Source organism: Mycobacterium sp. IDUB_21 (genome assembly GCF_055419425.1).
The window spans coordinates 17,577-34,889 of sequence record NZ_JBVAXQ010000008.1 but is presented as its reverse complement, the minus strand read 5'-3'; the positions used below and the strand labels follow the sequence as shown (position 1 = coordinate 34,889).

Genomic DNA, 17,313 nt, shown 5'->3' with positions numbered 1-17,313 from the left:
AGATCACCCGCGGCACGAGTTTGAAGTCGACCTGTCGTTCCGTTCCGTTGTATGTGACCGACGGACGGAGGAAACCATGACTATTTTTGAAACCCTTGAATCCGAAGTGCGGAGTTATTGCCGGTCTTGGCCGGTGACATTCGACCGGGCCAGCGGGTCCCGGATGTGGGACGTAGACGGCAACGAATACGTGGACTTCTTCGCGGGCGCCGGCGCCTTGAATTACGGCCACAACCACCCGGACCTGCGGGGGCCACTGCTGGAGTACCTGAGTTCGGACCGAGTGGTGCACAGCCTGGACATGAACACCGTGGCCAAGGGTGATTTCCTGGAGCGATTCAACGAGGTGATCCTCAAGCCGCGCGGCCTGAACTACAAAGTCCAGTTCCCCGGCCCCACCGGCACCAACGCGGTCGAGGCGGCGCTCAAGCTGGCGCGCAAGGTCACCGGCAAGGAAAGCATCATCAGCTTCACCAACGCCTTCCACGGCATGACGCTGGGCTCGCTGAGCGTCACCGGCAACTCGATGAAGCGCGGCGGCGCCGGCATCCCGCTGGTGCACGCCACCCCGATGCCCTACGACAACTACCTCGATGGTGTCACCCCGGACTTCATCTGGTTCGAGCGTCTGTTGCAGGACAGCGGTAGCGGCCTCAACGAACCGGCCGCGGTGATCGTCGAGACGGTGCAGGGCGAAGGCGGGATCAACGTGGCCCGGCTGGAATGGCTGCGGGGGCTGGCCGAACTCTGCAAACGTAACGAGCTGCTGCTGATCGTCGACGATGTGCAGATGGGCTGCGGGCGCACCGGGCCGTTCTTCAGCTTCGAGGCGGCCGACATCCAGCCGGACATCGTCTGCATGTCCAAATCGATCAGCGGCTACGGGCTGCCGATGGCACTGACCCTGTTCAAACCCGAACTCGATGTGTGGGAGCCCGGTGAGCACAACGGCACCTTCCGCGGCCAGAACCCGTCGTTCGTCACCGCCACCGCGGCGCTGAACTTCTGGACCGACAACCTGCTGGAAAAGCAGGTGCTCCGCAAGGGCGAACAGATCGACCAGGCGCTGCGCGAGGTGATCGAGCCCTTCGACGGGGTCGAGGCCCGTGGCCGCGGCCTGATCCGCGGCGTGGCTTTCGATCAACCCGAGTTGGCCGCCGCCGTGCAGAAGGAGGCGTTCGCCCGCGGCCTGCTTCTGGAGACCTCGGGACCGGAAGGCGAGGTGGTAAAAATGATGCCATCGCTGGTCATCGACGACGACGACTTGGCCGAAGGCCTGCGGATCGCGGCCGAGTCGATCGAGGCCGTCGCAGGTCGCGAACTCGTCAGCACTAACCCAGGAGCCAACCGATGATCGTCCGTACCCTCACCGAGATCAAGGGCACCGACCGCGACGTCCAATCCAAGACCTGGAACAGCCAGCGACTGTTGCTGGCCCGCGACGGGCAGCGGTTCTCCATGCACGAGACCATCTTGTACGCCGGTACTGAAACCTCGATGTGGTACGCCAACCACGTCGAGGCGGTGTATTGCGTCGGCGGCGAAGGTGAGTTGACCAACGAGGAGACCGGTGAGGTGCACCCGCTGAGCGACGGCACCTTGTACCTGCTCGACGGACATGAGCACCACCGCGTTTCGGCCCACACCGACCTGCGCATGGTGTGTGTGTTCGACCCGCCGGTCACCGGTCAGGAGGTGCACGACGAGACCGGCGCATATCCCCTGCTCACCGAGGAATCCCAGGAGACAGCGTCGTGACTCCCCTCACGGCCAAGGCAGTCACCGATCGCTACCCCACTCGCAACAACGTCACGATCGGCATCGAACCGCGGTGTGACCCGGTGGTGTGGACGCCGGAGGGCAACAGCGGTCCGTTGAGACCCGGCAGTGTCGCAGCATTCGACACCGACGGGTTCCTGGCCGTCGACGCCCTGGTGGACGGCGATGTCGTCGCGGACCTGCGCAACGAGCTGGACAACCTGCGCGCCGACCCCGTGCTGGCAGCCGACGAGCGTTCGATATGTGAGCAGGACAGCGGGCAGATCCGGTCGATCTTCGAAGTGCACCGGATCAGCCCGGCATTCGCCGCACTCGTCGCGGACCCCCGCCTGGTCGGCCCGGTCCGCCAATTGCTCGGCTCAGACGTGTACGTGCACCAGAGCCGAGTCAATTTCAAGCCGGGTTTCAACGGCCGGGAGTTCTACTGGCACTCCGACTTCGAGACCTGGCACGCCGAGGACGGTATGCCCACCCCGCGCGCGGTCAGCGTCTCGGTGGCCCTCACCGAGAACCTGGACAGCAACGGTTCGCTGATGATCATGCCCGGCTCGCACCGCTGGTTCGTGTCATGCCCGGACGAGACCCCGCCGGATCATTACCGCTCGTCGCTGAAAAGGCAGGAGGTCGGCACACCCGACGACGACAGCCTGATCTGGATGGCCGACCAGCACGGGATCCGTCAGATAACCGGCCCGGCCGGGTCGGCGGTGTTCTTCGACAGCAACTGCATGCACGGTTCGAGCAGCAACATCACGCCCTACCCGCGCTCGAACGTCTTCATCGTCTACAACAGCGTGGAGAACACCCTGGTGGGGCCGTTCGGCGCCGCCGCTCCGCGGCCGACGTTCATCGCCAGCCGCACTTTCGATCCGGTGTAGAACGCTCGGCCCGCGGAAGGGGTTGATGTGGCGCGTTTCCTGTCCATCACGCTGAGCAGCCGTGGTGTGTCATGCCGAGCGCGGCTACTCGAGGATGAGGCTCCCCGGACCTGCGCGGTGGTCTGGAATGCGTTGCCGGTCGCCGGTCAGGCCTACCACGGCAAGTACGCCCGCAATGAGGTCTACACCCTGTTGCCGCCGATGGGCACGCCGGGCCGGGAGAACACCACCGTGACACCGATCCCCGGCGACGTCTGCTTCTTCAGCTTCGACGCCGGCGATATCGGCAATCCGGCGTACGGTTACGACGAAGGTGCGCAAGCGAATTCACCGGTCGGCGCTACCGACCTGGCGATCTTCTACGGCCGCAACAACCTGCTGCTCAACGGCGACGTCGGTTGGGTGCCCGGCAATGTGTTCGCGACGATAGAAGACGGTTTGGCCGAGATGGCGGCCGCTTGCAACGATCTGTGGATGGCCGGCGCGGTCGGCGAGAAATTGTCCTTCGCCCGCGCCTGAGTCGCCGAGCCGTCAGGAACCCAACACCCGCTCGGCGAACAGGCCGGCCGCCAGCACCAGATCGTCGCTGTGCCGCGGACCGATGATCTGCATGCCGATCGGCAGACCCTGCGAGGTCTTACCGATCGGGATGCTCAGCGCCGGTTGCTGAGTCATGTTGAACGGGTAGGTGAACGGCGTCCACTGGGCCCACCAGCGCATGCCGGAACCGATCGGCACGTCGTGGCCGGCGGCGAATGCCGGGATCGGTGTGGTCGGCGTGATCAGCAGGTTGTGGCGTTCATGGAACCGCCCCATGACCAACCCCAACTCGACACTGACCTGGCGGGCGGCCAGATAGTCGACCGCCGAAACCGCCAGGCCCCGGTCCCACATGTCGGCGAGTCCGGGGTCGACGAGCCCGCGGTCGTTCTCGTGGCCGCGCAGGCTGCCTGCCGCCCCGGTCGCCCACAGCACCTCGAACGCATCGATCGGATCGGAGAAACCGGGATCGGCCACCAACACGTTCAGTCCGGCGTCGGCCAGCGCCTGGACCGCCGCGGCGACCGCAACCTCGATCTGCGGGTCGACGTCGACATAGCCCAGGGTCGGCGAGTAGGCGACATCCAGACCCACCACCTCGCGCCGGACTTCGCCGCGGTAGGTGGTCAGCGTCGGAGGCAACGACGTCGGGTCGCGGTGATCGGGCAGCGCGATGATGTCCAGCAGCACTGCTGCGTCCTCGACGGTCCGGGTGATCGGACCGCCGTGCGCCAGTGGCCCGAACGGGCTGATCGGATACATCGGAACCCGCCCGTGGGTGGGCTTGAAGCCGACCACCCCGCAGAAACTCGCCGGGATGCGGATGCTTCCCCCGCCGTCGGTGCCGATCGCCAAAGGCGCCATCCCGGCGGCCACCGCGGCGGCGCTGCCTCCCGAGGAACCGCCCGCGGTGCAGGCCGTGTCAGCCGGGTTGCGGGTGATACCGGTTCGCGGGCTGTCGGTGACGCCCTTCCACGCCAGCTCCGGCGTGGTGGTCTTACCCAGCAGCACCATGCCGTCGTCGCGCATTTTGCCGACCGCCGGGCTGTCCTCGGGCCACGGCCCGGCGGCGTCGGCGAGCAGCGATCCGCGCAGGGTGGGCCAACCAGCGGTGCGGAACACGTCTTTGACGGCGACCGGTACCCCGTCGAGCAGGCCCTTGGTGTAGTTGCCGCTCCAGCGGGCTTCAGACTTTCGGGCCGCGGACAGCGCAGCGTCCTCGTCGATCAGACAGAAGGCGTTGACGTCGCCATCGCGTTCGGCGATCGCCGAGATCACGGCCGCGGTCGCTTCAACCGGCGAAAGTTCGCCGGAGGTATAGGCGGCGACCAGTTGCAGCGCTGTCAGTTCGGTGGGGTGGGTCATGTCACGCGCCTCCTCGACCGGTTCCGCTCGGTTCAGTCGTCGACGGTGCGTACCCGCGGTGCTTGTCGATGACGTTCGCCAGCGGTCGACCGGACACGTACCGCCGGAAGTTCGCAATGAACTGCTGCTGCAACACGATTCGCCAACCCTTGATGTCACCACTGTTGTGCGGAGTCAGGCGCACGTTGGGAGCACTCCACAGCGGGTGGTCCGCCGGCAATGGCTCGGGATCGACGACATCGAGCGCCGCACCGGCGATGGCCCCGGCCTGCAGGGCCGACACCAGGGCATCGGTGTCCACCAGCTCGCCACGACCGACGTTGATCAATCGCGCGGTAGAGCGCATCGCATCCAGTACGCCGGCATCGATGATGCCCCGGGTCTGCGGTGTCAGTGGTGCGGCCAGCACCACATAGTCGGCGTCGGCGACCGCGGCGCGCACATCGGTGGTGATCGCGCCGAAGTCGGGATCCTCGCGCGCTGAGCGCCCGACGCCGCGCACCGACATGCCGACCGCACGCAGCAACCGCGCGATGGCCCGGCCGACCGGCCCGGGGCCGATGACGGTGACCGACGCGCCGGCGATCGGCTCGGTGTCGAAGTGTTGCCAGAGCTGGGCGCACTGGGCATCCCAGGAACGCCGGAAATCTTTGGCGAAGAACAGGATCTGACCCAGCACGTACTCGGCGATGGGCTCCTCGAAGATGCCGCGGGAATTGGTGACCACGACGTCGCTGGCGATCAACTGGTCGAACAACACCGCGTCCACCCCGATGGCGGCGACCTGAACCCAGCGCAGCGCGTCGGCGGCCGCCCACACCGATTCCAGGGCGCTGGAGGAGAAGTCGTACAAGAACAGCACGTCGGAACCGGGAATCGCCTCGGCCAACCGCGAGGACGGAACCAATCGCAGCTCAGCGTCAGCGCTGATCGCATCGAGTTGGGCGGGAACCGACTCACCGTGCTGGACAGTCACCACTGGACGCGTGTCCACATTGACACCGTAAAAACTGATCGTATGATTGTCAACAATCCAGGGCTGGCCTGGGGGTGGAACGTCGGTATGGGGAAGCCCCATGGATCTGTCCCTGTTTCCGGAGCTGCCGGACTTCGACGGGCCGATCGATCAGCGCGATATCGGCATCATCGCGCCCTTTGATCTGGCGATCGAGCGTGAGCTGTGGCGCTGGATTCCCGCGGAAGTGGCGCTGCACCTGGCCCGCACCCACTACGAACCCGTACCCGTCAGCCGGGCGATGGCCGAACTGGTCTCCGATACCAACCACCTGCAGGCCGCCACCCGAGACGTGCTGCACGTCGAACCGGAGGTGGTCGCCTACCTGTGCGCATCGGGCAGCTTCATCCACGGCGTCGACTACGAGAAGACCCTGGTCACCGCGATCGAAGCGGCGGGCGCCAAGGCGGCGGTCACCACGTCGGGGGCACTCGCCGAAGCGATCATCGCGCTGGACATCTCGCGGGTGTGCGTGCTGACCCCCTACGACGCCGAGCTCACCGATCTGCTGGTGGTGTTTCTGAACCAGCTCGGGGTGACCGTGCTGCACTCGGATCACCTGGGCCTCGGCGGCGGCATCTGGAAGGTCAACTACCGCACCGTGGCCGAACGGATCCTCGCCGCCGACCGCCCGGACGCCCAGGCGATCTTCGTCAGCTGCACCAACTTACGCACCTACGACATCATCGCCCCACTGGAGGAGATGCTCGGCAAGCCGATCCTCACGGCGAACCAACTGACGATGTGGGCGTGCCTCGGTCGGATGAACCTACCGATGATGGGTCCCGGCCGCTGGCTTCGGGACGTCTTCACCGGAGCCCCGCAGTGAGCCGCACCGGCTGCGTCGGTTTTATCTATCCCGACCACGCCGCCGAGTCCGACTACCCGTGGGCCGCCCGGCTGCTGGGGGTGAGCCTGCCCGTGGTGCACGTCTACGGCACCGACCTGCACGCCGTGCCGGAGCTGATGGATCTCGGCAGCCCGGCCAAGCTCGCCGAGGGAGTGGCGCTGCTGGCGCCGCAGCGGCCGGCCGCCGTGGTGTGGGCCTGTACCTCGGGCAGTTTCGTGTTCGGTCCCGACGGCGCCACCGAGCAGGTCGACCGATTGGCCGCGCAAGCCGGCGTGCCCGCCTCGAGCACCTCGTTCGGCTTCGTGCACGCCCTGGCCGCGCTGGGCTGCCGCCGCGTCGCGGTCGCCGCCAGCTATCCGCACGACATCGCCGAACTGTTCGCGAGTTTCGTTGCCGCCCACGGTGTCACCGTCGAGGCAATGGGAGACGCCGGCATCCCGACCGCCGCCGAGGTCGGCCGCCTCACCCCGGCTCAAGTCCGTGAACTCGCAGTGCGCAATGACGCACCCGGGGCCGAGGCACTGTTGATTCCCGACACCGCCATGCACACCATCGCCCAGGTCGACGAGCTCGAGCGGCTGCTCGGCAAGCCGGTGCTGACCGCCAACGCGGTGACGGTATGGGAGGGTTTGCGCATCGCCGGGATAGCGCGCCGCGCGACCGGGCTCGGCGCATTGTTCGAGGACGGCCGATGACGATCTCACGCGACGCCGCGTTCGAGCCGTTGAGCAGACCCTCGACTCCCGAGCTGATCGCCGAGCGGCTTCGGGAGGCGATCACCCGCGGCCGCCTGACGCCCGGCCAACAACTCGGCGAGGCGAGCCTGGCCGCGCAGTTCGAGGTGTCCCGCGGCCCGTTGCGCGAAGCGATGCAGCGCCTGGTGGCCGAGGGGCTGCTACGCAGCGAACGCAACCGGGGCATCTTCGTCGTCGAACTCACCGATGACGATGTCCGCGACGTCTACCAGGCACGCAAAGCCATCGAGCGGGCCGCCGTGACCGAGGTGCTGCGCGGTGACCCCGCTGCCGCGGCCGCTCGGCTGCGGGGGCCGGTGGAGGCCATGCGCCTCGCCGCCTCCCTGCACGACGGGGCCGCGACGGCCGATGCCGATCAGGAGTTCCATGAGGTGCTGGTCGAGTGTGCGGGAAGCCCACGGCTGCACCGGGCGATGCGGACGCTGCTGTCGGAGACCCGGATCCTGCTCGGTGAACTCGAAGAGGCCTACCCGGATCTGCGTGAGCAGGTCACCGAACATGTGGTGCTGCGCAAGGCGATCGGCGCCGGCGACGAGGCCGTCGTGGTCCGGCTGATCGACGAGCACATGGACGATGCGGTCCGCCGGCTGTTGGCACGGCGCGCGACGATCACCGGATGAGCGTTCTGTAGCCGCCGCCACTAGCCGATCCGGTCGCCGATCTCTTTGGCGGCCTCCACCAACAGAGCTGCCACCGTTCGGTACTGCGAACTGCTCAGTCGGTGAACTGGCGCGGCGGCATTGAGCGCCAGCAGCACTCCGGCTGCACGCGTTGGAATCGGAACTGCAACTGAGGCGACACCGTCCTCGCTCCCCTCCCGGTTCACCGCGTACCCCTGTTGCCGTATACGACCGAGCTCACGCTGCAGCTCGGTTCTGCTGCCAACCGAATGCGCCGTAACGCGCTCCAGCTCTTCATCCGGGTACAGCTGGACAATGTCGGCATCGGACAGCCGCGCCAGCAGCGCCTTGCCGGTCGAGGTGCAGTGCGCAGGCATGGTCCGTCCGAGCCGTGATGCAACCCGAACGGCAGTCGGGCCCTCGGCGGCAGCGATGAAACGAACGTTGGTGCCCTCGATCATTCCGATATGCACCGATTCCTCGAGGCGTTCACTGAGGCGGCGCAGGACCGGCGTCGCCGCACCCTCTATATCGATGCGGTTGAACACCGAAAACGCCACGCTCATCAACGCGGGCCCGGGGTAGTACGCCTTGGATACCGGATCCTGGCGCACGAAGCCCCGGTATTGCAGCATCGCCAACAGACGATGCGCCGTCGATGATGCGACGCCCAGGTGTTTGGCCGCGTCAGTCAAACGGATTCGCGGCTGTTCTCCCAGCAGCAGGATGAGCTTCAGTGCCCTATCCACCGACCCGATCGGATACTGCGGCACATCCCCGCCGGCGGCCGCGGGTCCGGTCGCGTCACCCGCCGGCGCGAGAGACGCATCGCTCTGCATACCAGAAAGGATACCTGCTTTATTGACCTTCAAACCGTCCTGCTGGCAGAGTTTCCCCTATAACTCTCTGCAGAACAGATATTATGGATTCGCGAGACTGGAGTCGCATCGATGAGTGCTCACCGGCAAGTCCTCGATGAGGTCCGGCGGGGAATGATCCCGGCGCACATCTACAACGACGCCGAAATCTTCGAACTCGAGAAGGAGCGACTGTTCCGCCGCGCCTGGATGTTCGTGGCGCATGAATCGGAGATCCCCCAAGACGGCGACTACGTCGTGCGACGGCTACTCAACGACTCCTTCATCATTGCGCGCGACTCCAAGGGCGACGTGCGGGCCATGTTCAACATGTGTCTGCATCGCGGGATGCAGATTTGCCGCGCCGAGATGGGTAACGCCTCCAACTTCCGGTGCCCCTACCACGGCTGGTCGTATCGCAACGACGGGCGACTCACCGGCCTGCCGTTCCACCAGGAGGCCTACGGCGGCGAGGCCGGCTTCCAGAAGCGCGGCCAGACCCTGTTACCGGCACCAAACCTGGCCAGCTACAACGGCATGATCTTCATCAGCCTCGACGCGCAGGCACCTCCGCTCGAAGAATTTCTCGGCGATTTCAGGTTCTACCTTGACTTCTACACCAAGCAAAGCCGCAGCGGTCTGCAGGTACGCGGCCCGCAACGCTGGCGCATCAAGGCGAATTGGAAGATCGGCGTCGAGAACTTTGCCGGCGACATGTACCACACACCTCATACCCACGCCTCGGTCGTCGACATCGGGCTGTTTCGTGAGCCGAAGGCGCAGAAGCGCAAAGACGGCGCGACGTATTGGGCGACGTGCGGAGGAGGTACCACCTACAAGCTGCCGCCGGGCACCTTCGCCGAACGGATGCGCTACGTGGGCTACCCCGACGACATGGTGGAACGAATCAAACAAGTGTGGTCGCCCCAGCACCAGCGCGTGGTTGCTGACGACGGCTTCATGTTCTCGGCGGCATCCTGTTTTCCCAACATGAGCCTGGTGCACAACTGGCCGAAGATCCAAGACAGCGACGATGTGTTGCCGTTCATATCGATTCGCACCTGGCAACCGATCAGCCAGAACGAAACCGAGGTGTACTCATGGTTCGCGGTCGACGCAGCCGCCCCCGACCAGTACAAGAAGGACTCCTACAAGGCCTACCTGATGTGCTTCGGCTCCACGGGCATGTTCGAACAGGATGACGTGGAGAACTGGGTCTCGCTGACCAATACCGCTGCCGGATCGATGGCCCGCCAACTACTGCTCAATGGCCGGATGGGCCTGCTCGCTGACGGGACCCCGGTCGTTGATCCGCTGCCGCCGGAACAATTCCATGGGCCGGGTGTCGCCCAAGTCGGCTATAACGAGAACAATCAGCGCGCCATCCTTCGGATGTGGGCCGATCACCTGGAGATGCCCCCGGTGGCGACGACTCCGGCGGTGATGGGCACGCAGCTCAATGGAATCACCCCTCTGGCACAGACCAACGGCACTTCTGCATGCGAGGGCGCCTACGAGGAGGCGCAGGCATGACATCCGCCGAACAGACCGCGCGTGCGGGGTTTCCCAGGCCGTTTCCCAGGCCGCACGATGCCCGCGGCCCCTGGCAGCTGGCCGTTCTGGGTGATCACGCGCCACAGCAAGTCCGTACCGGCAATCCCCTGCCGTTCAACGACGTCCGACACCTGCAGGCACACCAGTTCCTGGTCGATGAGGCCTACCTGCTCGACGCACAGCAATACCCCGAATGGCTCGACACCCTCACCGAGGATATCCACTACTTCATGCCCGTTCGCGTGACCACCGCAGCAGGTGCTGGATTCGACACGTCACCCGGCATGGCCCACTTCGATGAGAACAAGTACTCCCTCAATCGGCGCGTCGCGCGCTTTGCGACCGAACACGCCTGGACCGAGGACCCGCCGTCGCGGCTGCGCCATCACATCACCAACGTCCGCACCTTTGCCTGCGATGATGACATCCACCTCGTCGTCGAGTCGGCCGAGTTGCTCTTCCGCAGCCGTGGCGACGTGAACGAGGCTGCGCTGATCTCCTGCGGCCGTGAAGACCTGCTGCGTGCGACCGACCAAGGGTGGAAGTTGGCCCGCCGCACGATCTATCTCGACGAGTCAGTTCTGCGCATGCAAAACCTGGCGGTATTCCTGTGAGCGAACTCGACGACCTCATCGCCCGATCGGTGGGTGAACCCATAACTATCGCAAACGAATTCACCGAAATAACATTGCGCCGGGTTGACACCCGCAACGGTTCGCGGCTGCTTATCACCTCACCCAAATCGGGACAGTGGATCAGTCTCGACGCCCTGGAGGTTGAAGCATTGACGTGGCAGAACGCCTACACACTGGCCGCTATGGTCGGCAAAATGCGTGAACCACTGCTTTCAGACGACAGCGAGCTGCCATGACACGATGGCTCGACGGCAAACGGGCGCTGATCGTCGGTGCCGGCTCGGGCATCGGCCGAGCAGTCGTCGACGCATTCCTCGAAGAGGGTGCGCAAGTCGCGGTCCTGGAGCGCGATCGGTCGAAATGCGCTGCCCTGGAGAGCCAACTGCCGGGGCTGCCGGTCACGCAGGGCGACGCGACGACCGCCGAGGCGAACGAACTCGCTGTCGCAGCAGCCGTAGCGGCTTACGGCGGCCTCGACACCTTGGTCAACTGCGTCGGGATCTTCGACTTCTACAAGGGAATCACCGACATCTCGACCGACGAGCTGACACCGGCTTTCGACGAAATGTTCAAGACGAATGTGTTGAGTCATCTGCAGTCGGTGAAAGCCGCTGTGCCCGCTCTACGAGCCCAGGAGCGGTCCTCCATTGTTCTCACGGAGTCTGCATCGTCGTTCTATCCCGGCCGCGGCGGCGTACTCTACGTCGCGTCGAAGTTCGCGGTCCGCGGTCTGGTCACCACCCTCGCCTATGAACTCGCCCCTCATATCCGTGTCAACGGCGTTGCACCGGGTGGAACCCTGAACACCGACCTGCGCGGCCTGCACAGCCTGTCGCTCGACGACATCCGCCTTGACGACACCCCCGACCGTGCACGCGACCTTGCGGCACGCACCCCGCTGAATGTCGCACTCACCCCGCAGGACCACGCCTGGAGCTACGTCTTCCTGGCATCAGACCGGTCCCGCGGAATCACCGGCGAAAGCACCCGCCCCGACGGCGGGTTCGGCATGGGTACAGCGGCAGCGCCAACCGGGGATGACGCGTGAACACAGACGCGCTGGCGGTATTGCGGGCCGAGGTGGCCCAAGCGTGCCGAGTCGCCGCAGCCCGTGGCCTGGTGGACGGAATTCTCGGACACATCAGTGCCCGCGTCGACGACGAACACCTACTCGTGCGGTGCCGCAGCGACTCCGACAACGGTGTGGCATTCACTCGTCCCGACGACATCCGGCTCATCCACTTCGACGGAACGGGGACGGCTGGGCAATTGGACGGATATCGGGTACCCAACGAGTTGCCGATCCACGTCGAGACACTGCTGGCACATCCCGAGCACCGCGCCGTAGCCCACCTGCATCCGCCGGCCGTGGTGGCAGCCGACCTCGCCGGTATCACTCTCGAACCCATCTACGGTGCCTTCGACATCCCGGGCGCCTGGCTGGCACGACATGGTGTTCCGGTGTACAAGAGGGCCGTGCTGATCCGCACTGCGGAACTCGGCAAAGAGATGGTCGCCGCCATGCAGGGGAAGCCGGTGGTGATCTGCCGCGGGCATGGAATCACCAGCGCCGCTGCCACGGTGGCCCAGACTGTCCTGCAAGCGATGAGCCTCGACCAATTGGCTTCCCTGTCGCTGCGGATCCGCTCCGCGGGCGGCACGTGCAAGCCGATCGACGAATCAGATTGGCAGGATCTGCCTGACCTCGGTCCATCCTTCACAGCGGACGCCGCCTGGCGCCATGAACTCGCCCGGTTGGCGTGGCGATGACCGGCCAGGCGGAGATCAGCGCAGAGATCACGGCAATCCAGGCCGAGTACTGGCGGGCAGACCGCGAGGAAAGCCAGCCGAAGCTGGACTATCCGCCGTACCGCAGCAGCGTGCTTCGCCATCCCCGGAGCGCATTGCAGCTCACCGATCCAGAGGCCGTCGAGCTACGGGCTCCCCGTTTCGGCGAGGCCGACGTCGCTGCACTCGACGCTGATCTGACTGCCCAGCACGCGGGCTCGCCGATCGGTGAGCGCACAGTGGTGACCGGGCGCGTCGTCGACGGTGATGGCAGGCCGGTGCGCCGGCAACTCGTCGAGATCTGGCAAGCCAACGCCAGCGGGCGCTACATCCACCAGCGGGATCAACACCCTGCGCCGTTGGACCCCAATTTCACCGGTGTGGGGCGTTGTCTCACCGACGACGACGGGTTCTACCGGTTCACCACGATCAAACCTGGCCCCTACCCCTGGCGCAACCACCACAACGCATGGCGCCCCGCGCATATCCATTTTTCCTTGTTCGGCAACGATTTCACCCAACGGATGATCACCCAGATGTATTTTCCAGGCGACCCACTGTTCGCATTGGACCCGATCTACCAGTCGATCACCGACCAGAAGGCCCGCGACCGGCTCGTCGCGGTCTACGACCACGACATCACCAGTCCCGAATGGGCAACCGGCTACCGGTGGGATGTCGTGCTCACCGGCGGCGCCGCAACACCATTCGAGGAGCCTCGATGAACAAGCTGACGGCCACGCCGGGGCAGACCATCGGTCCCTTCTTCGGTTACGCTCTGCCGTTCGTCGGTGGCGATGAACTCGTCTCCCCCACCTCACCTGATGCCATCCGGCTGCACGGCACCGTCACCGACGGCGCCGGGGCGCCCGTTCCCGATGCGCTGCTGGAGATCTGGCAGGCCGACACGGACGGCGCCCTACCAACGGCCACCGGATCATTTCGCCGCGACGGCGCGCCCTTCACCGGCTGGGGACGCGCCGAGACCGACGCGCACGGCCATTACCGCTTCACGACCGTGAAACCTGGAGCGCCCCGGCCGTCGACGCCATTCATCGCCGTCACCGTGTTCGCGCGCGGCCTGCTGAACCGGTTGTTCACCCGGGCCTACCTTCCCGGCGATCACCTCTACCCCGACCGGCTGCTGAGCTCCGTTCCTGCTGACCGTCGACATACGCTCGTCGCAGTGGCTGACGAACAGGGGTTTCGCTTCGACATCAGGCTGCAGGGTGCCGAGGAGACGGTATTCCTGCGTTACCGGGGGCAACCGTGACCGACTTGTTGTGGCCCGGCGACCACCGGGCAGGGCCCACCTTCAGCGATGCGGCGTACCTGACCGCAATGGTGGGGGTTGAAAACGCTTGGCTCGGTGTGCTTGTCGACGCCGGCATCGCTCCGGCTTCGGCGCGAGCCGACCTGACCGCGGTGCTCTCGGCAACTGACGCCGAAGCGGTGGCGGTAGCGGCAGAGGCGACCGGCAACCCGGTGCTCGGCGTGCTCGAATTGCTCCGTGAACGCACCGGCGGCGAACCGGCGCGCTGGATGCACCGCGGCCTGACCAGCCAGGACGTTATCGACACCGCGCTGATGCTCTGCCTGCGCGACACACTGGACCGCATTCGCCGCGAACTCAGCACGCAGGTAGGCACATTGACCGTGCTGGCCGAGGCCCACCGTGACAGCCCGATGCTTGCCCGTACTTTGACCCAACCCGCCCTGCCCACAACGATCGGCATGAAGATCGCACACTGGCTTACCGGGCTTCTGGACGGCGCCGACTGCATCGCCGCCTTGCCGGCACTTCCGGTGCAGGCCGGCGGTGCCGCAGGAACTATGGCCGCTGCCACCGAATTGACCGGAACGCCGACCGATGCCGTCACCCTGGCCGGGCGACTGGCCGCAGTGCTCGATCTCGCCGACAGCCCACCGTGGCACACCACCCGGTCGGTCATCACCCGCGTGGGCGACACGTTGGTGACATGCTGCGACGCGTGGGGCCACATCGCCACCGACATTGCCGTGAGCAGCAGACCCGAGATCGGGGAATTGACCGAAGGCCGCGGCGGCAGTTCGTCGACGATGCCGCACAAGAACAACCCGGTGTTATCCGTGCTGATCCGCCGCGCGGCGTTCGTCACGCCGTCGCTGGGCGCGGCCCTGCACGCCGCGTCGGCCGCCAGTGTCGATGAGCGCTCCGACGGCGGCTGGCACGCCGAATGGACCACGCTGCGAACACTGTCCCGTCACACCGTGGTGGCCGCAGCCCAGACCACCGAACTGCTCGCCAGGCTGACCGTCGATACCGATCGCGCCGCGGCGAACCTGGCTGCCGCCGGTGACCTGCTCGGTGAGCAGCGGTCGATGACCGAGTTGACCGGCCGTACAGCGCGCCCTGACTACACCGGCGCGGCAGGCCATCTCATCGATGCTGCGCTGCGACGAGCCCACAAAATGGAGGCGACATGAGCGTGCCGCGGCTTGTCGGCACCGATTTCGGCGGGCCGCCGGACGCAGACCTACTGCTGCTCGGGCCATCCCTGGGCACCTCGGCAACCGCCCTCTGGGGTCCGGCCGCTGAACAACTCGCCGAGCATCTGCGCGTCATCGGGTGGGATCTTCCCGGCCACGGTCGCAGTCCGGCAGAACCGTTCGCGATAGCGGACCTGGCGGCAGGCGTGCTGGCCCTGGCCGATGACATCGTGCCGGGGACTGCCTTCCACTACGCCGGTGACTCCATCGGCGGTGCGGTCGGTTTGCAGCTGCTGCTCGACGCCCCCGAGCGGTTGTCGAGCGCCATACTCCTGTGCACCGGCGCCACCATCGGCCGGACCGAGGACTGGGCCACCCGTGCCACCACGGTGCGCACATCGGGCACCGGCGCGATCATCGAGCTTTCCACCCGGCGCTGGTTCGCGCCCGGCTTCGTCGACCGCCGGCCGGAACTCGTCGCCGCGCTGGTGGATGCGCTGCGTCTCACCGACGACGAATCGTATGCCCAGGCTTGTGAGGCGCTGGCCGATTTCGACGTCACCGCACGACTCGCTGAAATCGCTGCGCCCGTGCTCGCCATTGCCGGCTCCCAAGATGTCGCCACTCCGCCAGAATCGCTGAGGCGCATCGCTTCCGGTGTTCAACACGGCCGGCTGGTGGTACTCGACGACGTAGGGCACCTTGCCCCTGTCGAGGCGCCCAGGTCGACCGTCAACCTGATTCTCGACCATCTGATGGTGCGGGATCCGGACTACACCGCGGGCATGTCGATGCGACGACAGGTTCTCGGCGACGCACACGTCGACCGCGCGGTCGCGCACACCACCGAGTTCAGCGCCGACTTCCAGGACCTGATCACTCGCTACGCGTGGGGCAACATCTGGACTCGAGACGGCCTCGACCGACGCAGCCGGTCGATCGTCACGCTGACCGCCCTGGTGGCCCGAGGCCACCATGAAGAGTTGGCAATGCATCTGCACGCGGCGCGCCGCAACGGCCTCAGCAACGAGGAGATCAAAGAGGTGCTGTTGCAGACCGCCATCTATTGCGGCGTGCCCGATGCCAATGCCGCGTTCCGCATCGCCGCGCAGGTGCTCGCCGACCACGACAGCACTCCGGACGGATTCTGCCGATAACCTGAAGCGGCCCAACGGGATCAGGCCGCTTCCCCAGCGTCAGAGCAGGCCCAGAATCCGATCGCCGGTCGCGACCGTGGACAGCTTCTGCTCCCCCCGGGTGGCCAGGTGCTGGGCGACGGCCTCATCGACCTTCTCGGCTGCGGCGGCCTCGCCGACGTGGGCCAGCAGCAACGCCACCGACATGATCGCCGCGGTCGGGTCGGCGACGCCCTGGCCCGCGATATCGGGAGCGCTGCCGTGCACCGGCTCGAACATCGACGGGTTGGTGTGAGTGGCGTCGATGTTGCCGCTGGCCGCCAATCCGATACCGCCGCACACCGCGGCAGCCAGGTCGGTGACGATGTCACCGAACAGGTTGTCGGTGACGATCACATCGAACCGGCCGGGGTCGGTGACCAGATAGATGGTCGCGGCGTCGGTGTGACAGTAAGCGATCTCGACATCGGGGTATTCGGTCGCAATCTCCTGCACCGTGCGCCACCACAGATCCCCGGCGAAGTTGAGCACGTTGGTCTTGTGCAACAAGGTCAGGTGTTTGCGTCGGCGCTGGGCCCGGCCGAACGCATCGTGCACGACGCGGCGCACCCCGTATGCGGTATTGACGCTGACCTCGGAAGCGATCTCGTGCGGAGTACCGCGCCGCAAGAAACCACCGGTTCCGGCGTAGGGCCCCTCGGTGCCTTCACGCACCACCACCAGGTCGATCTGCGGGTTGCCGACGAGCGGGCCGCTGACCCCGGGATACAGCCGGGCGGGGCGCAGATTGACGTGGTGATCCAGCTCGAAGCGCGCTTTGAGTAGCAGGCCGCGTTCGAGTACGCCGGACGGCACCGACGGGTCGCCGATCGCGCCGAGCAGGATCACGTCGTGGCCGCGGATTTCGTCGAGCACCGAATCCGGCAGGACCTCGCCGGTGGCGTGATAGCGCTTGGCCCCTAGGTCATAGGCGGTCTTCTCGGTGCCGGGCAGCACCGCGTCGAGCACCTTGACGGCTTCGGCGATGACCTCCGGGCCGATGCCGTCGCCGGGGATTACCGCGAGTTTCAGG

At 66.1% G+C, this 17,313-nt stretch carries 20 protein-coding genes; 16 read left to right on the top strand and 4 right to left on the bottom strand.

All coding sequences use genetic code 11. The annotated features are described in order from the left end of the window. Positions 1-76: 76 nt before the first annotated feature. The 4 genes from ectB to ACZYY4_RS13375 are packed head-to-tail and all read left to right on the top strand — an operon-like array spanning position 77 to position 3,176. On the top strand, positions 77-1,354 hold the full coding sequence (ectB, locus tag ACZYY4_RS13390) for a diaminobutyrate--2-oxoglutarate transaminase (protein ID WP_463810479.1): 1,278 nt from the start codon (positions 77-79) through the stop codon (positions 1,352-1,354). After that, complete coding sequence (locus ACZYY4_RS13385; protein WP_463810478.1) at positions 1,351-1,758, top strand: ectoine synthase; 408 nt, start codon at positions 1,351-1,353, stop codon at positions 1,756-1,758. Before ectB ends, ACZYY4_RS13385 begins: the two co-directional genes overlap by 4 nt. Further along, complete coding sequence (gene thpD, locus ACZYY4_RS13380) at positions 1,755-2,657, top strand: ectoine hydroxylase (protein ID WP_463810477.1); 903 nt, start codon at positions 1,755-1,757, stop codon at positions 2,655-2,657. The genes ACZYY4_RS13385 and thpD overlap by 4 nt, the downstream gene beginning before the upstream one ends. Positions 2,658-2,684: 27 nt before the next feature. Further along, the gene (locus ACZYY4_RS13375) at positions 2,685-3,176 is read left to right on the top strand and encodes a DUF3830 family protein (RefSeq protein WP_463810476.1); all 492 of its coding nucleotides are present in this window, start codon (positions 2,685-2,687) and stop codon (positions 3,174-3,176) included. Positions 3,177-3,188: 12 nt separating this feature from the next. On the opposite strand, the gene ACZYY4_RS13370 is transcribed toward ACZYY4_RS13375, so the two are convergent. After that, complete coding sequence (locus ACZYY4_RS13370) at positions 3,189-4,562, bottom strand: amidase (RefSeq protein ID WP_463810475.1); 1,374 nt, start codon at positions 4,560-4,562, stop codon at positions 3,189-3,191. 1 nt (position 4,563) lies between these two features. Further along, positions 4,564-5,556, bottom strand: coding sequence for a D-2-hydroxyacid dehydrogenase (locus tag ACZYY4_RS13365; RefSeq protein ID WP_463810474.1), 993 nt, complete (start codon positions 5,554-5,556; stop codon positions 4,564-4,566). 82 nt (positions 5,557-5,638) lie between these two features. On the opposite strand from ACZYY4_RS13365, the gene ACZYY4_RS13360 reads away from it, so the two are divergent. From ACZYY4_RS13360 to ACZYY4_RS13350, 3 genes are read left to right on the top strand one after another with little or no spacing between them, the layout of a single operon-like run. Next, a complete protein-coding gene (locus ACZYY4_RS13360; RefSeq protein WP_463810473.1) occupies positions 5,639-6,406 on the top strand; it encodes a maleate cis-trans isomerase family protein in 768 nt (255 codons plus the stop codon). Beyond that, entirely contained in the window at positions 6,403-7,122 is a 720-nt protein-coding gene (locus tag ACZYY4_RS13355) for a maleate cis-trans isomerase family protein (protein ID WP_463810472.1), read from the top strand. Before ACZYY4_RS13360 ends, ACZYY4_RS13355 begins: the two co-directional genes overlap by 4 nt. Then, positions 7,119-7,802 (top strand): GntR family transcriptional regulator, encoded by a 684-nt coding sequence (locus tag ACZYY4_RS13350; RefSeq protein WP_463810471.1) that lies wholly within the window; start codon positions 7,119-7,121, stop codon positions 7,800-7,802. The genes ACZYY4_RS13355 and ACZYY4_RS13350 overlap by 4 nt, the downstream gene beginning before the upstream one ends. A 20-nt stretch (positions 7,803-7,822) precedes the next feature. Here the strand turns inward: ACZYY4_RS13350 and ACZYY4_RS13345 are convergent, their stop codons facing one another. Next, the gene (locus tag ACZYY4_RS13345) at positions 7,823-8,641 is read right to left on the bottom strand and encodes an IclR family transcriptional regulator (RefSeq protein WP_463810470.1); all 819 of its coding nucleotides are present in this window, start codon (positions 8,639-8,641) and stop codon (positions 7,823-7,825) included. Between the two features lie 111 nt (positions 8,642-8,752). On the opposite strand from ACZYY4_RS13345, the gene ACZYY4_RS13340 reads away from it, so the two are divergent. The 9 genes from ACZYY4_RS13340 to pcaDC are packed head-to-tail and all read left to right on the top strand — an operon-like array spanning position 8,753 to position 16,262. Then, entirely contained in the window at positions 8,753-10,192 is a 1,440-nt protein-coding gene (locus ACZYY4_RS13340) for a Rieske 2Fe-2S domain-containing protein (protein ID WP_463810469.1), read from the top strand. Then, entirely contained in the window at positions 10,189-10,827 is a 639-nt protein-coding gene (locus ACZYY4_RS13335) for a 3-phenylpropionate/cinnamic acid dioxygenase subunit beta (protein WP_463810468.1), read from the top strand. The genes ACZYY4_RS13340 and ACZYY4_RS13335 overlap by 4 nt, the downstream gene beginning before the upstream one ends. After that, on the top strand, positions 10,824-11,084 hold the full coding sequence (locus tag ACZYY4_RS13330) for a dihydrodiol dehydrogenase (RefSeq protein WP_463810467.1): 261 nt from the start codon (positions 10,824-10,826) through the stop codon (positions 11,082-11,084). Before ACZYY4_RS13335 ends, ACZYY4_RS13330 begins: the two co-directional genes overlap by 4 nt. Next, the gene (gene hcaB / locus ACZYY4_RS13325; protein WP_463810466.1) at positions 11,081-11,896 is read left to right on the top strand and encodes a 3-(cis-5,6-dihydroxycyclohexa-1,3-dien-1-yl)propanoate dehydrogenase; all 816 of its coding nucleotides are present in this window, start codon (positions 11,081-11,083) and stop codon (positions 11,894-11,896) included. The genes ACZYY4_RS13330 and hcaB overlap by 4 nt, the downstream gene beginning before the upstream one ends. Beyond that, positions 11,893-12,618, top strand: coding sequence for a 3,4-dihydroxyphthalate decarboxylase (phtC, locus tag ACZYY4_RS13320; protein WP_463810465.1), 726 nt, complete (start codon positions 11,893-11,895; stop codon positions 12,616-12,618). Before hcaB ends, phtC begins: the two co-directional genes overlap by 4 nt. Next, positions 12,615-13,361: a protocatechuate 3,4-dioxygenase subunit beta gene (pcaH, locus tag ACZYY4_RS13315; RefSeq protein WP_463810464.1), complete on the top strand. Its 747-nt coding sequence runs from the start codon at positions 12,615-12,617 to the stop codon at positions 13,359-13,361. Before phtC ends, pcaH begins: the two co-directional genes overlap by 4 nt. Then, the gene (gene pcaG, locus ACZYY4_RS13310; RefSeq protein WP_463810463.1) at positions 13,358-13,909 is read left to right on the top strand and encodes a protocatechuate 3,4-dioxygenase subunit alpha; all 552 of its coding nucleotides are present in this window, start codon (positions 13,358-13,360) and stop codon (positions 13,907-13,909) included. The genes pcaH and pcaG overlap by 4 nt, the downstream gene beginning before the upstream one ends. Further along, positions 13,906-15,102: a 3-carboxy-cis,cis-muconate cycloisomerase gene (gene pcaB / locus ACZYY4_RS13305; RefSeq protein WP_463810462.1), complete on the top strand. Its 1,197-nt coding sequence runs from the start codon at positions 13,906-13,908 to the stop codon at positions 15,100-15,102. Before pcaG ends, pcaB begins: the two co-directional genes overlap by 4 nt. Beyond that, complete coding sequence (gene pcaDC / locus ACZYY4_RS13300) at positions 15,099-16,262, top strand: bifunctional 3-oxoadipate enol-lactonase/4-carboxymuconolactone decarboxylase PcaDC (RefSeq protein WP_463810461.1); 1,164 nt, start codon at positions 15,099-15,101, stop codon at positions 16,260-16,262. The genes pcaB and pcaDC overlap by 4 nt, the downstream gene beginning before the upstream one ends. Positions 16,263-16,301: 39 nt before the next feature. Here pcaDC and ACZYY4_RS13295 read toward each other — a convergent pair whose 3' ends face one another. After that, the gene (locus ACZYY4_RS13295) at positions 16,302-17,312 is read right to left on the bottom strand and encodes a 3-isopropylmalate dehydrogenase (RefSeq protein WP_463810651.1); all 1,011 of its coding nucleotides are present in this window, start codon (positions 17,310-17,312) and stop codon (positions 16,302-16,304) included. Position 17,313: the final 1 nt, after the last annotated feature.